Annotated in this window: 11 protein-coding genes; 7 read left to right on the top strand and 4 right to left on the bottom strand. The window is 71.5% G+C overall.

The annotated features are described in order from the left end of the window. Positions 1 to 52: 52 nt before the first annotated feature. The 3 genes from OHA03_RS17925 to OHA03_RS17935 all read left to right on the top strand — a co-directional run bounded on the left by OHA03_RS17925 (position 53) and on the right by OHA03_RS17935 (position 3,816). Positions 53 to 1,486: a peptidoglycan recognition protein gene (locus OHA03_RS17925; protein ID WP_267004842.1), complete on the top strand. Its 1,434-nt coding sequence runs from the start codon at positions 53 to 55 to the stop codon at positions 1,484 to 1,486. Between the two features lie 128 nt (positions 1,487 to 1,614). Further along, on the top strand, positions 1,615 to 2,706 hold the full coding sequence (locus OHA03_RS17930) for an NDP-sugar synthase (protein ID WP_267004843.1): 1,092 nt from the start codon (positions 1,615 to 1,617) through the stop codon (positions 2,704 to 2,706). 57 nt (positions 2,707 to 2,763) lie between these two features. Then, the gene (locus tag OHA03_RS17935) at positions 2,764 to 3,816 is read left to right on the top strand and encodes a DNA-3-methyladenine glycosylase (protein ID WP_267004844.1); all 1,053 of its coding nucleotides are present in this window, start codon (positions 2,764 to 2,766) and stop codon (positions 3,814 to 3,816) included. A gap of 145 nt (positions 3,817 to 3,961) precedes the next feature. Here OHA03_RS17935 and OHA03_RS17940 read toward each other — a convergent pair whose 3' ends face one another. The 3 genes from OHA03_RS17940 to OHA03_RS17950 form a co-directional block, all read right to left on the bottom strand. Further along, positions 3,962 to 5,326 carry a coenzyme F420-0:L-glutamate ligase gene (locus OHA03_RS17940; RefSeq protein ID WP_267004845.1) on the bottom strand — a complete coding sequence of 455 codons (1,365 nt, stop codon included), beginning with the start codon at positions 5,324 to 5,326 and terminating at the stop codon, positions 3,962 to 3,964. After that, on the bottom strand, positions 5,323 to 6,279 hold the full coding sequence (gene cofD, locus OHA03_RS17945; RefSeq protein WP_267004846.1) for a 2-phospho-L-lactate transferase: 957 nt from the start codon (positions 6,277 to 6,279) through the stop codon (positions 5,323 to 5,325). Before cofD ends, OHA03_RS17940 begins: the two co-directional genes overlap by 4 nt. Before the next feature lie 166 nt (positions 6,280 to 6,445). After that, positions 6,446 to 6,985 (bottom strand): cysteine dioxygenase family protein, encoded by a 540-nt coding sequence (locus tag OHA03_RS17950; protein WP_267004847.1) that lies wholly within the window; start codon positions 6,983 to 6,985, stop codon positions 6,446 to 6,448. A 756-nt stretch (positions 6,986 to 7,741) separates the two neighbouring features. Here OHA03_RS17950 and OHA03_RS17955 point away from each other — a divergent pair. The 3 genes from OHA03_RS17955 to OHA03_RS17965 all read left to right on the top strand — a co-directional run bounded on the left by OHA03_RS17955 (position 7,742) and on the right by OHA03_RS17965 (position 13,788). Next, positions 7,742 to 8,005 carry a WhiB family transcriptional regulator gene (locus tag OHA03_RS17955; RefSeq protein ID WP_030927001.1) on the top strand — a complete coding sequence of 88 codons (264 nt, stop codon included), beginning with the start codon at positions 7,742 to 7,744 and terminating at the stop codon, positions 8,003 to 8,005. A 432-nt stretch (positions 8,006 to 8,437) separates the two neighbouring features. Then, on the top strand, positions 8,438 to 12,271 hold the full coding sequence (locus OHA03_RS17960) for a glycosyltransferase (protein WP_267004848.1): 3,834 nt from the start codon (positions 8,438 to 8,440) through the stop codon (positions 12,269 to 12,271). Continuing rightward, complete coding sequence (locus OHA03_RS17965) at positions 12,268 to 13,788, top strand: DUF5719 family protein (protein ID WP_267004849.1); 1,521 nt, start codon at positions 12,268 to 12,270, stop codon at positions 13,786 to 13,788. Before OHA03_RS17960 ends, OHA03_RS17965 begins: the two co-directional genes overlap by 4 nt. Before the next feature lie 159 nt (positions 13,789 to 13,947). On the opposite strand, the gene OHA03_RS17970 is transcribed toward OHA03_RS17965, so the two are convergent. Continuing rightward, a complete protein-coding gene (locus OHA03_RS17970; RefSeq protein ID WP_267004850.1) occupies positions 13,948 to 14,391 on the bottom strand; it encodes a metallopeptidase family protein in 444 nt (147 codons plus the stop codon). A gap of 322 nt (positions 14,392 to 14,713) precedes the next feature. Between OHA03_RS17970 and OHA03_RS17975 the strand changes: the two genes are divergently transcribed. Further along, positions 14,714 to 15,091 carry a DUF3499 domain-containing protein gene (locus OHA03_RS17975; protein ID WP_030927009.1) on the top strand — a complete coding sequence of 126 codons (378 nt, stop codon included), beginning with the start codon at positions 14,714 to 14,716 and terminating at the stop codon, positions 15,089 to 15,091. Positions 15,092 to 15,108 lie beyond the last annotated feature (17 nt).

Below are 15,108 nucleotides of genomic sequence, written 5' to 3' on the forward strand. Positions count from 1 at the left end.
CCGGAGATACCCCGGTAGCCGTCGTTGTCGCGTTGTGGTCAATATCGTCCGTATGCGTGCCTTCATTACATCTGCCATTGGTGTCACCTGTTCGGCAGCCCTCGTGCTGCCGAACGCCGCGCCCGCGGGCGCGGCCCCCGACACCTCCGCCACCGCAGCGACCGAGGCCGCCGATCCCGCCGAAGTTCCCGGGTCGACGCAGTCCCTGCCGCTGTCGCCACTGCCCGCCGCGTCCACGCGGGGGACCGACGCCCCCAGCGGGACCGCCGAGGCCAACGCCGTACAAGGTCTGCCTCGACGCGACGTCCACCCCTTCTCACTGGTCGGCGTCGTCTGGGACGACGCCGACGTCGAACTCCACGGCGCCGTCGAGGTCCGCACCCGCGCCGTCGGCTCCGGTCACTGGTCCGACTGGCAGGACCTGGAGACCCACAACGCCGAGCACGCCGCCGACCCCGGGAGCGCCGAGCGCGACTCCGGGACCGTCCGTGGCTCCACCGCCCCGCTCTGGGTCGGCAACTGCGACGGCGTCGAGGTCCGGGTCATCCCGGAGACGCCCGACGCCCATGACCGGGCCACCGCCCGCGTACCGCTGCCCGAAGGCCTGCGGCTCGAACTCGTCGACCCCGGCGAGGACCCGCAGCAGTCGCCGGTGGCCGGCACCGGCGAAGGCGATTTCGAGGCCTCGGGTGCCGAGTTCGCGGGCCTCGCGTCCGGCAGCGGCGGCCGCCTGGCCACATCGCTCCAGGCATCCCTTCAGGGATCCGTCCGGGCTTCCCTCCAGGCGTCCGGCCAAGGCTCCGTCCTGCCCGCACTGAGCAAGGCGCGGACCGAGGCGGAGAGCGAGGCCGAGGCCGGGGTCGCGCCGGGCAGCAAGCCGTATATCGGACCCCGCCCGACCATCATCACCCGCAAGGGCTGGGGAGCCGACGAGAAGCTCCGCGAGAGCGCCTTCGCGTACACGAAGAGCGTCAAGGCCGCTTTCATCCACCACAGCGCCACGGGCAACAAGTACACGTGCTCCCAGTCGCCGTCGGTCCTTCGCGGTATCTACCGCTACCACGTCAAGAGCAGTGGCTGGCGCGACATCGGCTACAACTTCGCCGTCGACAAGTGCGGAAACATCTACGAAGGACGTGCCGGGGGCGTGACGAAGGCGGTCCAGGGGGCGCACACTCTCGGTTTCAACACCGACAGCATGGGCATTGCCGTGCTCGGTACCTTCACCACGTCCGACCCGCCCGCCGCCGCGGTGAACGCCGTCGCGAAGCTCACCGCCTGGAAACTCGGCCTGTTCGGTGCCGACCCGAGCTCCAGGACCACCCTCGTGTCGGGCGGCGGAAACCGGTTCAAGAAGGGAACAAAGGTCAAACTCAACGTCATCTCCGGACATCGGGACGGCTTCGTAACCGAATGTCCAGGAACCCGTCTCTACAAGAAGCTCGGCTCGGCCCGGACCAGCTCCGCCCGCCTGCAAGGCCGCTGACGGCCCGTGCGGCTCCGGCGGGGGCGCCGGACCGCCGGCCGGGCCGCCGACCGGGGAGATCCGACCGGTCTGCTTACACTGGCCAGCCGAAACCAGGCCCGGCCCCAGCAGGAAGCAGAGACAGTGCTGTGACAGAGGCAAAAGAAGCGATTCTCCTGGTCGGTGGCAAAGGCACCCGACTGCGCCCGCTCACGGTGCACACTCCGAAGCCGATGGTTCCGGCGGCCGGCGTCCCGTTCCTGACGCACCAGCTGGCGCGGGCGAGGGCCGCCGGGGTCGAGCACATCGTCCTCGCCACGTCGTACCTGGCAGAGGTCTTCGAGCCGCACTTCGGCGACGGTTCGTCACTCGGCCTCCACATCGAGTACGTCACCGAACGCGAACCGCTCGGGACGGGCGGAGCCATCCGTAATGTGGCGTCCCGTCTGGTCTCCGGATCGGACGAACCCGTCCTCATCTTCAACGGCGACATCCTCACCGGCCTCGACATCCGGGCGCTGGTCACCTCGCACGCCACGTCCGGAGCGGACGTCTCGCTCCACCTCACCCGGGTCGAGGACCCGCGCGCCTTCGGTCTCGTACCGACGGACGACACCGGCAGGGTCACCGCGTTCCTGGAGAAGCCGCAGACGCCCGAAGAGATCGTCACCGACCAGATCAACGCGGGGGCGTACATCTTCCGCCGGTCGGTCATCGACACCATCCCGGCCGACCGCCCGGTCTCCGTGGAGCGCGAGACCTTCCCCGGACTGCTCGCCTCCGGTGCGCATCTCCAGGGCATGGTCGACTCCACGTACTGGCTGGACCTCGGCACCCCGCAGGCGTTCGTGCGCGGCTCCGCCGACCTGGTCCTCGGCCGCGCCCCGTCCCCGGCCGTCCCCGGGCGGTGCGGCGACCGGCTCGTCCTGCCGACGGCGTCCGTCGCAGCCGACGCCAAACTCAGCGGCGGTACGGTCATCGGCGAAGGCGCCCTGATCGGCGCGGGCGCGCGGATCGACGGCTCCGCGGTGCTGGCCGGCGCGGTCGTCGAACCCGGCGCCGTGATCACGGACTCCCTGGTCGGAGCCGGTGCCAGGATAGGCAGCCGTACCGTGCTGGCGGGCGCGGTCGTCGGCGACGGCGCACAGGTCGGCGCCGACAACGAACTGCGCGACGGTGTCCGCATCTGGTGCGGGGCGACTCTGCCCGACGCGTCCGTGCGTTTCTCGTCGGACGAATGACGGGCCCCCGCGGCGCGTACGCTCGATAGGTATCCCCGACGACCGAGGACCTCACCCGTGGCAGGACGATTCGCCCCCCGCAGTGCCCCGAGCAGGTCCGTCCCGCGCCAGGCCGCAGCGGACGAGGCGCCGCAGGCACCGGAGGCACAGCAGGAACCCGGGGCACCGGAGGCACAGCAGGTACCCGAGGCACTGACCCGGGAGTGGACCCCACCCGGCCCGCTCGACCTGCGCCTCGTCCTCGCCCCGCTGCGCCGCGGTCCCGCCGATCCGACGTTCCGTATCGACCGGGACGGCTCGGTCTGGCGGGCCACCCGCACCCCGGCCGGCCCCGGCACGCTCCACCTCACCGACCGGGGCGGCCGGATCGGGGCGACGGCCTGGGGTCCCGGCGCCTCATGGCTCCTGGACCAGCTCCCGACCCTGCTCGGTGCGGAGGACGAACCGGAGGAGTTCCGTCCGCGCCACCGTCTGGTCGCCGTGGCCCAGCACCGCCGTCCCGGACTGCGGCTGCTGCGCACCGGTCTGGTGCTGGAGTCGCTGATCCCGTCGATCCTGGAACAGAAGGTCACCACCGACGAGGCCTACCGCGCCTGGCGCCTTCTGGTCCGGACCTACGGCACCCCGGCCCCCGGCCCTGCGGCCACCCTGTTCACCACGCACGGTCTGCACGTGATGCCGGACCCGCGCACCTGGTCGCTGATCCCGTCCTGGGAATGGCACCGCGCGGGCGTCGACGCCAAACGATCGGCAACGATCCTGCGCGCGGTACGCGTGGCCCGACGGCTGGAGGAAGCGGCCACGATGCCCCTCCCGGAGGCCACCGCCCGGCTCGAACTGATCCCCGGCATCGGCCCCTGGACCTCCGCCGAAACGCTCCAACGAGCCAATGGCGCCGCCGACGCGGTCACGGTGGGCGACCTCCACCTCCCCGGCATCATCGGCCACGCCCTGGCAGGCAACAGGAACGCCGACGACGAGGAAATGCTGAACCTGCTCGCCCCCTACGAGGGCCAACGCCATCGGGCCACCCGCCTGATCCTGCTCTCGGGCCACACCCCACCGCGCCGAGCCCCCCGCATGACACGGGGCGACATCGCACGCCTGTAGGCCCGCGGCCTCAAGCACAGCCGGCAAAATCAAGCCCGCCCGGCGATTGAGGACACAACGCGTCCGAAGGTCGCGAAACCGGGTCCCGGGGCCGCCCCCGGTTTCGGGAAGGGGCGGGTCGGGGAGTAAGCCCACCCCGCGCCCCTCACCGCACCGCGACAAATGCCGCCACATCCCGCTCCCCGCGCTCCCGCGGCATCCCCGCAGCCCGCCCCACGGCGACCGCTCCCAACGGATCCCACTCCGCCGGTAGATCCAGCACCTCACGCACCACATCCCGGCAGAACATCGTCGACGAGACCCACGCCGACCCGAGCTGCTCACCGGCCAGCGCCACCAGGAAGTTCTGGACGCCCGCCCCCGCCGCGACCACGAACATCTCGCGCTCCGCGGCATCCCGCCGCGCGTCCCCGTACGTGTGGGAGCCGTCCATCACCATGCACGGCACGGCCAGATACGGCGCCCGGCGCAGCACGTCGCCCCGCCGCACCCGCTTGGCGATCGACTCCTCGCTCTTGCCGTCACGCCGCAGGTCCGCGATCCACGCATCCCGCATCGCGTCGAGCAGCCGCGTCCGCGACTCCTCGGACTCCAGGAGTACGAACCGCCACGGTGTCGTGTGATGCGGCGCCGGAGCCGTCACCGCCGCGGCCACGGCGCGGCGTACCGCCCCCGGGTCCACCGGCTCGTCCGTGAACTCCCGCACCGTACGTCTCAGGGTCACCGCTTCCCGTACCGCCTCGGACGTCCCGAGCCGGAACATGTCATCGGCCGCGACCCGCACCAGCGCCCGAGCCCCCGGCTCGACGCCACCGGCATCGGCACCGCGCCCGGACACCTCCGCCCCGGCCCCCATGTCCACGGCATGCGAAAGTCCGCGCACCACCGCGACCGGCAGCCCCTCGGCCTTGCCCTTGACCAGATCACCGGCCGAGGCCAGCTCATCGGCGGTGGCGACGACGGTCGCGCTCAGCGGGTTGCCGTACGCGTCCGTCCCGCCCCGCAGATCGTCCAGCACCCGCACCCCGGCCGCCCCGATCGCGACATCGGTCAGTCCGTTGCGCCACGGCCGCCCGAAGGTGTCCGTGACGACGACCCCGACCTCGACGCCGAGCGTGTCCCGCAGTCCGTCCCGGATCGTCCGGGCCGACGCGTCGGGGTCCTCGGGCAGCAGCAGCACCGTCCCGGCAGGGGTGTTCGAGGCATCGACCCCGGCAGCGGCCATGACGAGCCCCTGCCGGTTCTCGACGATCCGCAGCGTGCCGCGGCGCGCCACCACCCGTACCGTCTCGGCGTCGATCGCCGCCTCCCGGTCCGCCGCCTCGACGATCCGGCCCTCCGCCTTGGAGACGATCTTCGAGGTGACGAGGAGGATGTCGCCGTCGACCAGCCCCGGTTCGGTGGCGGCGATCAGCTTCGCGAGGTTGTCCCCGGCCCGCACCTCCGGCATCCCGGGCAGCGCCCACACCCGGTACGAGGGCGCCTCGCCGGCGGCCGCGCCGCCGCTCACGCCCGTACCTCCTCGGCCAGCGTCAGCGCCTGACGCGCCATCTCGGCGGTCACGTCCACATCCGTCATCATCAGCGGCACGGCGCGGCAGCGGATGCCCGCGGCTTCCACGTCCTCGACCGACCCGGCGTCCACCGTGTCGACGAGCCAGCCGTCGAGCAGCCCGGAGCCGTAGTGCTGGGCGACGGCCGCGGCCGTCGACTCGACGCCCACCGCGGCGAGCACCTTGTCCGCCATGCCCCGCACCGGCGCGTCCCCGACGATGGGGGAGAGGCCGACGACCGGCACCCCGGCCTCGGCGATGGCTTCCCGGATCCCGGGCACGGCGAGGATGGTCCCCACCGACACGACAGGGTTGGACGGCGGGAAGAGGATGACGTCGGCCTCGGCGATGGCTTCCAGCACACCGGGCGCCGGCTTGGCCTGCTCCGCGCCGACCGGCACGATCGCACGGGCCTCCACGGAGGCACGCAGCTTCACCCAGTACTCCTGGAAGTGGATCGCCCGGTTCTCGCCGTCCACCTCGATCGCGACATGCGTCTCGACCCGGTCGTCGGACATCGGCAGCAGCCGGACTCCCGGCTTCCAGCGTGCGCAGAGTGCCTCGGTGACGGCGCTGAGCGGATAGCCCGCGCCCAGCATCTGCGTACGGACGATATGTGTCGCGAAGTCACGGTCGCCGAGCCCGAACCACTCGGGTCCCACGCCGTATGCCGCGAGTTCCTCCTTGACCTGGAAGCTCTCGTCGGTACGCCCCCAGCCCTGCTCCTCGTTGATGCCACCGCCGAGCGTGTACATCACGGTGTCGAGGTCGGGGCAGACCTTCAGCCCGAACAGATGGATGTCGTCACCGGTATTGCCGATCACCGTGATGTCCGCGTCGGGCGCGGCCTGCTTGAGGCCACGCAGAAAACGAGCACCACCGATACCACCGGCCAGAACCACAATGCGCATGCACAACAGTCTGTCAGGCGAAGCCTGATCCTTGGTGGGGTGGTGGCGGGCGACGGGTGGGCTGTCAGGCGAAGCCTGATCGTTGGTGGGGTGGTGGTGGGTGACGGGTGGGCTGTCAGGCGAAGCCTGATCGTTGGTGGGGTGGTGGCGGGCGACGGGTGGGCTGTCAGGCGGATACGACGTCGGCGGCCGTCGGGGCGCACTGCGCCGCGTGCATCGGCATCTCGGTCAGACCCGGGTAGTAGATGTGCAGGCTGACGGCCGGTTCGAGGGAGTCGTTGACCACTTCGTGGACGTATCCGGGCGCGAAGACGCGCTGCGCGCCGGAGTCCAGCGACCGGCTGCCGCGCTCCGTGCGCTCGGTCAACTCGCCTTCCAGGACGGTCAGTACGCCTGAGGACAGCCCGTGGTCGTGCATCCCGCTGCCCTGGCCGGGGACCCAGCTGAGCAGCCACACCTCGTAGCCGAGTGGGGGCTCCCCTGCTCGAGCGGAGCCGGGAGCTTGGGGGACGGTGTGGAGCCGGTGGTACCAGCGGATGGTCGCGTCGTACTGGACGAGCGGCGCCCACTGCTCGCGGTCGGCGGCGATGGTGCGGGCGAGCCCGACGAACTCGGCCACCGTGGAGGGGTGCCTGCGCGCGGGCTGGAGGAGGTGCTGAACCTCGAGGATGTCGCCGGCGATCTGAAGGTCGCTGTCGCTGTTCATGGGTGCGGTGGTTCCTCGGCAAGGGAGTGCGGGGCAGAAGTGCGGACGCAGATGCGGGGGTGTCGCGTGGACCGAAGGCCGTGGGGACCGGGCGTGCCGCCGGGCCGGAGAAAGGGCTTGGCGGAGCGAGCGGAACCGGAGATGCCGGGGTCCGGGGGTGGCCGTGACTAGCTGGAGCGCGGGGGCTTCGACAGCGGGGGCGGCATCAACAGCTGAGACAGCTGGAACAGCAACAGCGAGCCTGGACAGCGGTGCGGAACCCACGGACGTGGGTGGTGCGCATCGCTGAGTTTGCTGGCATGGCATCAAGGAGAACCGAGCAAAGCTCTCACTGTCAACCCAATGCCCGATTTGGCGGCAATGTTTCACCTCATCCGGTTACTCCGGCCGGAGAAAGGTTTGTGCAGTCGTTGTAGCGGAGATGTGGCGCAACAACCGCGTCCGTAAACGTCACAGCGGCCTCGTGACCCGACTGTGATCTTGATCGCTTCGGTGATCAAATCGAAACACGACCGTCCTCTTGGACGTCTCACCCTGTGGCGAGCAGGGGCGTGGTGGAGCCTGTGGCATATGTCAGGTTTTTGGTGATTTGCACACTTTCTGCATAGGCTTGGTTCCGCAGAGTGAATACCGGGCCCAATAGCAGATCTCCGCTTGACTGGCCCGGATCCACACACTTGTAATTTCACTCGTGTCGTTCGGCCGATTCGATAACGGCTGCATCACGGGGACGCAAGAGACAGACGAGGGGCGCACATGACCGAGCTGTTCCAGCAACTGCTGGTCGAGGACGCGGACGAGGAACTCGGCTGGCAGGAGCGCGCACTGTGCGCCCAGACCGATCCCGAGTCCTTCTTCCCCGAGAAGGGCGGATCGACCCGCGAGGCAAAGAAGGTATGCCTCGCCTGTGAAGTCCGGTCCGAATGCCTCGAGTACGCCCTTTCAAATGATGAACGTTTCGGTATCTGGGGCGGTCTTTCCGAGCGGGAACGACGACGGCTGAAGAAGGCCGCGGTCTGACCGCGAAGCCGACGAAACCGCTGAGCCCGCGAAGTCGCGATGTCGACGAAGCCGCTAAGCCAGCGAAGCCACGACGTCCACGAAGCCCACAGTGCAACCGGCCGCCGGACCGGATCCGCCGGAGCCTCCCGGCCACCGGAGCGCCACCGACCACGCTCCGGACCACGCTCTCCACACCGCTGCGGCCCCGACCACGATGGCCCGTCGCCTGCACCCTGCCCGCAGGCGGCGGGCCATCGCCATGTCCGCGGACCGGTCGTACGGCCGGTCCGCCGCCGTCCTCGTTCAACCGCTCCGCGCCACCCCGGTTATCCGTACCGTTAGTGTGGGGCTCCGTCCGAGACGCGCCAACGCCCCGACGGAGCGCGCGTGTACACCGATGCAGCCCCCGGGGGGACGCCCCCCGGACCCGGCCGGAGGGCCCGTACCTCGATGTCCGTGCACAGCCAATCGACGGCGCCGTACGCAGCCGCCGCCGCCCCAGAGTTCCCCCGGCATGTCGTCACCGCCGTGCTCGTCTCCCATGACGGCGCACGCTGGCTGCCCGACGTGCTCGCCGGGCTGCTCGGGCAGGAACGCCCCGTACAGCACGTCGTCGCCGCCGACACCGGCAGCGCCGACGACTCCGCGCGGCTGGTCACCGACGCGCTCGGTGCCGAGCACGTCCTGCACCTCGCACGTCGTACGAGCTTCGGCACGGCCGTCGACGAGGCGGTCCGCACGGCCGGTGAACTCACCCCCGACGACCTGCCGTATCTGAGGCGCCCCAGCGGCTGGGACCCGGTCACCAGAAGCTGGCGCGACGACGCGTACGACCTGCCCGATCTGCCGCACGGCGAACCGGTGCAGTGGCTGTGGCTGCTCCACGACGACTGTGCACCCGAGCCCGATGCGCTCGCCGAGCTGCTCCGCGTCGTCGACACCGACCCGCACGCCGCGATCGTCGGCCCCAAGCTCCGCGGCTGGTACGACCGCAAGCAGCTCCTCGAAGTCGGCGTCTCCATCGCCAACAGCGGGCGCCGCTGGACCGGACTCGACCGGCGCGAACAGGACCAGGGTCAGCACGACCAGGTCCGTACCGTGCTGTCCGTTTCCTCCGCCGGCATGTTGATCCGCCGTGACCTCTGGGAGGAGCTCGGCGGGTTCGACCGCAGACTCCCGCTGATGCGTGACGACGTCGACCTCTGCTGGCGCGCGCACGCCGCCGGGCACCGGGTGCTCGTCGCCCCCGATGCCATCCTGCGGCATGCCGAGGCCTCCGCCAGGGAACGCCGGCCCATCGACTGCGCGGGCCGCTTCGTAGCCTCCCCGCACCGCGTCGACAAGGCCGGTGCCGTCTACGCGATGCTCGTCAACGCCCGCGGCAAGATGCTGCCGTGGGTGCTGCTCAGGCTCGTCCTCGGCACCCTGGTGCGTACCCTCGCCTATCTCGTCGGCAAGGTCCCCGGCCAGGCACTCGACGAGGTCGCCGGACTCTTCGGCACCCTGCTGCGACCCGGCAGGATCTTCGCGGCCCGGCGCAGACGCGGCAAGGGAGTGGTGGACGCGGCCGAACTGCGGGGGCTGTTCCCGCCGCCCGGCGCGACCGTCCGCGCCACCTTCGAACAGGTCGCCGGAAACTTCGGCAGCGGGTCCGACGCCGACTCGGGCGGCTCACGGCACGGCGCCGTCGAGTCCGGACCGGGCGGTGACGACGCCGACTTCCTGGAGATCGAGCAGTTCGCACGGCTCAAGCGGATCGGCCGCAAGCCCGGCCCGGTGCTCTTCGCCGTCCTGCTCCTCGTCTCGCTCGTCGCCTGCCGCGGCCTCCTCGGCGGCGGGGCACTGGCGGGCGGCGCGCTGCTGCCCGCGCCTGCGGACGTCTCCGACCTGTGGGGGCGGTACGCGGACGGATGGCATCCGGTCGGCACCGGCGGCACCCAGACCGCACCGCCCTACCTCGCCGTGATCGCCGCCCTGTCCGCGCTGTTCCTCGGCTCGACCGGCTTCGCGCTCACTCTGCTGCTGGTCTGCTCGGTCCCGCTCGCCGGACTCACCGCGTACTTCGTCTCCCGCCCGCTGCTCGAATCGCGGCTGCTGCGGGCCTGGGCGAGCATCGCGTACGCCTTCCTGCCTGCCGCGACCGGCGCCCTCGCGACCGGCCGCCTCGGCACCGCCGTACTGGCGATCCTGCTGCCGCTCATCGCCCGCACCGCCGTCTCCGCGTACGGGATGCGCAGCAACGGGGACACCCGCGGCAGCTGGCGCGCCACCTGGGCGTACACCCTGCTCCTCACCCTTGCGATGGCCTTCACGCCCGTCGTCTGGCCGCTGGCCGTGGTCCTCGGTATCGGTGTCCTCGCGCTGCGCCGTCACGACGTCGCCGCGTACGGACTCCGCTTCCTCGCCACGATCGGCACCCCGCTCCTCGTCCTCGCACCGTGGTCGCTGTCGCTGCTGGGCGACCCCTCGTCGTTCCTGAAGGAAGCGGGCCTGGAGTTCGGTACGGGCTCGGCCTCCGCACTCGATCTGCTCGGGATCAGCCCCGGTGGCCCGAATGCCACGGGTGTCGTGCTGCTGCTCGGCATCGTGCTCGCGGCACTGGCCGCGCTGCTGCGCGGGGAGCGGCAGTTCGCGGTCCGTGCCGCCTGGGCCGTCGCGCTCGTCGCCCTGGTCTTCGCCGGACTCACCAACGGCTCCGGCTGGGCCGGACCCGCCACCCTCGTCTACGGCATCGCGCTGATCGCCGCCGCGCTCGTCGGTGCGGACGGCGCACGGGTGCGCGTCGCGGAGCTGAGCTTCGGCTGGCGCCAGCCCGTCGCCGCGCTGATCGCCGTCGCCGCGGTGCTGGCCCCGGCGCTGGCCGCCGTCGGCTGGATGATCGGCGGCGCCGCGGGTCCGGTGGAGCGCCGGGACCCGGTGCAGGTGCCCGCGTTCGTCGCGGAGGAGAGCAGTACCCGTGACCAGCCGCGCACCTTGGTGCTCGGCGGAAGTTCGCCGGCCTCCGTCTCGTACACCCTGGTCCGCGGCTCCGGCGCGCGGCTGGGCGACGCCGAGCTGGCCGTGTCGGGCGGGGACAACAGCCACCTCGACAAGGTCGTCGCCAACCTGGTAGCGGGCTCCGGCGCCGACCAGGGCAGTCAGCTCAGCGGGTTCGCGATCCGTTACGTACTCGTACGGGACGGCGCACCGCGCGAGATGAGCCGGGTCCTCGACGCCACCCCGGGGCTGAGCCGGCTGAGCCAGCTGGACGGCAGCGCGCTGTGGCGCGTCGACCGCCAGATCGCCCGGATCATGATCGTTCCGTCCGGTGCCGACGGCGAACAGCTGCCCGTCGGTTCCCAGCCCGTCGAGGCACACTCCAAGATCCCGGCGGGCGGCTCCGGCCGGGTGCTGCGGATCGCGGACGCGGCGGACCCCGGCTGGCACGCCACGCTCAATGGCCGGGCGCTGACCGGCAGGACCGTCGACGGCTGGGCGCAGGGCTTCGAGCTCCCCGCCGAGGGCGGCAGGCTGGACCTCACGTACGAGACGCCGCTCACCCACACCGCATGGATCTGGGCCCAGGCCGCGCTCGGCGTGGTCCTGCTGGTCCTGGCCCTGCCGGGCCGCCGCCGGGAGATCGACGACGACCTGCCCGAGGAGTCCGCGACGGTTCCGGCCGAGCCGGTCGCGGGCGAGGGACGCCGGGCCCGCAGGCTGCGCGCGGCCGCGCAGGCGGAGGCGGAGGCCGAGGACGGCGACTACGAGGGCGATGACTACGGCGACGGCGTGGAGCGGCCGGCGGAAGCGGCGGGGGAATACATCTCCGCACAGCAGGCGACCGACCCGTACGCCCAGCAGCCGGAAGCGGACGACGCCTACGGCCACGTGCACCAGGCCCAGGATCCGTACGACCCGCAGGCCGACGGCCGGTACGCGCCGCAGGGCGAGGACGGCCAGTACGCGTCCGTACCGCAGCAGCACCAGTACGGCGAGTGGGACGCGCAGCAGTACCAGGGCGGCGACTACGCGCAGTACCAGGGTGAGCAGCAGCAGCCCGAGGCCGATCCGTACCAGCAGGGCACCGCCCAGGCGTACGACCCGTACGGCTACCCGCAGCAGCAGTATGACCAGGGCGGCCAGTACGACCAGGGTCAGTACAGCCAGTACGAGCAGGGCCAGTACGACCCGCAGGCCCCGTACAGCCGGCAGGCCCCGTACGACCCGCAGCACCCCGACGAGAATCCCGCCCCGGCCCAGAACCCGTGGCCGACCGGTAACGCATCGCGAGGCGAGTCCGAGTGAAGTCGACCAACCTGTCCCTCATCGCGGGCACCGTAGCCCTCGCCGCCGTCACCGGCTTCGCCGCGCTCTCCGCGCCCGGTGACGCGGACGCCACGGGGGCGAAGGCCGCCGCGCGGCTGCCCGTGGAGCGGTCCAGCCTGCTCTGCCCGGCACCCGGCCTCTCGGAACTCGCGGAGACGACGTACACGACCTTCACCCCGGCGTCCGGGGCCGGCGGCGAGGCGGGCACCGCGGAACTGAAGCCGTCGGTGCCCACCACGGCGGATGCGGACGACGGGACCACCGCCAAGAAGGACACGAAGAAGAAGGCCGCGGGCTCCGACAAGCCGGTCGTCTCCCTCAAGGAGCCCGGCAAGCCGGCCACCGCCGACGCGTCCGGCTCCGACGCCCCCGCCCTGGTCGGCACCGCCACCGGCAAGCTGGCCCCCGGCTGGACCACCCAGCAGACCACCACGGTCAGCACGGGCGCCTCCCGCGGCCTGCTCGGGGTCAGCTGCACCGGACCCGACACGGACTTCTGGTTCCCGGCCGCCAGTACCGCGAAGTCCAGCGAGGACTACGTCCATCTCACCAACCCGGACGACACCGCCGCCGTCGCCGACATCGAGCTGTACGGGCCGGACGGCTCGCTCAAGTCCGATGTGGGCGAGGGCATCACGGTCCCTGCCAGATCCAGCGTTCCGGTCCTGATCTCCACCCTGACCAGCGAGGTCGCCGACGATGTGACGATCCACGTCACCACCCGTACCGGACGCGTCGGAGCCGTCGTCAGGGCGGCGGACGGCGCGGGCAGCGACTGGCTCACCGCCTCCGTCGACCCGACGGGCACTCTGGTCCTCCCCGGCATCCCGGCGGACGCCACCTCCGTACGGCTGGTGGCCTTCGCGCCGGGCGAGGAGGATGCCGACCTGAAGCTGAAACTGCTGGGCAAGAGCGGCGCGATCTCGCCCGCCGGGCACGAGGATCTCCACGTCAAGTCCAGCATGACCGCGGGCGTCGACCTGAAGGACATCACCAGGGGTGAAGCGGGTTCCCTGCTGCTGACCCCGGCACAGAGCGGACAGGCCACCCCGGTGGTGGCCGCGCTGCGTGTGGTCCGCGGCACCGGTGACAAGCAGGAGGTCGCGTACATCCCGGCGACCGGACCGGTGGGCGCGCAGGCCACGGTGGCCGGAAACCGGGCGAAGGGGTCGGTCCTCTCCCTCACCGCGCCGGGCGCCACCGGCACGGTGAAGGTCACGGCCTCCGCCGGCAGCGGAGGCGGCGAACGGACCGTCAAGACGTACACGGTGAAGGGCGGTACGACGCTCGCTGTCACCCCGCAGGTGCCGGCCGGGCTCAAGGGAAGCTACGCGCTGACCGTCGAGACGGAGTCGGGCGGCCCGGTGCACGCCGCCCGCACGCTCACTCTCCCGGAGGACGGCATCCCGATGTTCACGGTGCAGACGCTTCCGGACGACGGCGGAACGGTCGAGGTGCCGGCGGCAGAGCAGGACCTCTCGGTCCTGGACGACTGAGCAATGGGTACGGGGCGGCGCCGAACACAGCGTCGCCCCGTACCGCACTCACACCCCCAGGGAGTGCCCCGGCGGATCCATGGCCGGGGCCGCGCCTGATCCGTCGGGCACCCGCTGGTCCTGCCCGTACTGCCCGTACTGCTGGTCCTGCCCGTACCGCTAGTCCTGCCCGTACCGCGGATCCACCGACTCCGGCGACAGCCCGAGCAGCTCCGCGACCTGCTCCACCACGACCTCGTGCACCAGCAGCGCACGCTCGTCGCGGCTCTTGGTCCGGATCTCGACGGGGCGCCGGTAGACGACGATCTGCGCGGGCCGGTCCTTCGCCGCGGACACCGCACGCCCCAGCGGCACGGTCTCCTCGTGCGTCCCCGGTACATCGAGGACCATGAAGTCGACATCGGCCAGCTGCGGCCAGCGCCGCTCCAGCCGCTCCACCGAATCCTGCACGAGATCACGGAAGGTCTCCGCCCTGCTGACCGAGAGCGGCACCTGGGGCGGAGCCACGGGGCCGCGCATGCCGCGGCCGTGGCGGTCGCGACGGCGCGGACGCGGTTCGGATCGCGGCTCGGACGGGTGGGGCGGCGGTACAGGACTGTCCATCACCGACGCAGCGTAACTCTCGGCGGGGCAGTGGGATCGCCGCTCACCGGCAGGGCAGCGGCATGTCCACTGTTGAACATTCCGGCCATCGTTGAGCCCGTTTCAGGCCCTGTCCGTGATCGCTGATCTCTTACCTAATGACAGCTTTTGTATCGAGTGATAACCGGAATCGTTGCCGTTGCGACCTGCGGTTCTCTCTTCCGGTGCAGGTCAGGGTAGTTGCCCGAAAGGCGGTTGTGCCGGAGGTCACAGTGCGACACGGTGGGGTGACCTGAGGGAGAGTCGTCGCAGCCCGCTCAAGAGTGCGGTACCGTCCAACATCGTGAGCCCTGTACGTCGCTGTTCGCGCACCGCGTGCGGCCGCCCTGCCGTCGCGACACTGACGTACGTCTATGCCGACTCGACTGCGGTCCTCGGCCCGCTCGCCACCTATGCCGAGCCCCACTGCTACGACCTCTGTGCCGAGCACGGTGAGCGGCTGACCGCGCCGCGCGGCTGGGAAGTGGTGCGGCTCTCCGACCCCTCCGCGCCCACCCGCCCCAGCGGTGACGACCTCGAAGCGCTCGCCAACGCCGTACGGGAAGCCGCGCGTCCGCACGAACGCGCCGCCGAGGCCAGAGGCGGCGGCCCGCGCGCGGCGGACCCGATGGAGGTCGCCCGCCGCGGCCACCTTCGGGTGCTGCGCTCGCCGGATTCCTGACCGCGGCGTGCTGCTCG

The sequence above is a fragment of the Streptomyces sp. NBC_00154 genome (assembly GCF_026342835.1).
GTDB lineage: Bacteria > Actinomycetota > Actinomycetes > Streptomycetales > Streptomycetaceae > Streptomyces.

What these genes read in the sequence shown, in the direction of transcription:
- OHA03_RS17925 (WP_267004842.1), top strand. Translation starts at nt 53, where the DNA reads ATGCGTGCCTTCATTACATCTGCCATTGGTGTCACCTGTTCGGCAGCC.
- cofD (WP_267004846.1), bottom strand. Translation starts at nt 6,279, where the DNA reads ATGCGCATTGTGGTTCTGGCCGGTGGTATCGGTGGTGCTCGTTTTCTG.
- OHA03_RS17950 (WP_267004847.1), bottom strand. Translation starts at nt 6,985, where the DNA reads ATGAACAGCGACAGCGACCTTCAGATCGCCGGCGACATCCTCGAGGTT.
- OHA03_RS17955 (WP_030927001.1), top strand. Translation starts at nt 7,742, where the DNA reads ATGACCGAGCTGTTCCAGCAACTGCTGGTCGAGGACGCGGACGAGGAA.
- OHA03_RS17960 (WP_267004848.1), top strand. Translation starts at nt 8,438, where the DNA reads ATGTCCGTGCACAGCCAATCGACGGCGCCGTACGCAGCCGCCGCCGCC.
- OHA03_RS17970 (WP_267004850.1), bottom strand. Translation starts at nt 14,391, where the DNA reads ATGGACAGTCCTGTACCGCCGCCCCACCCGTCCGAGCCGCGATCCGAA.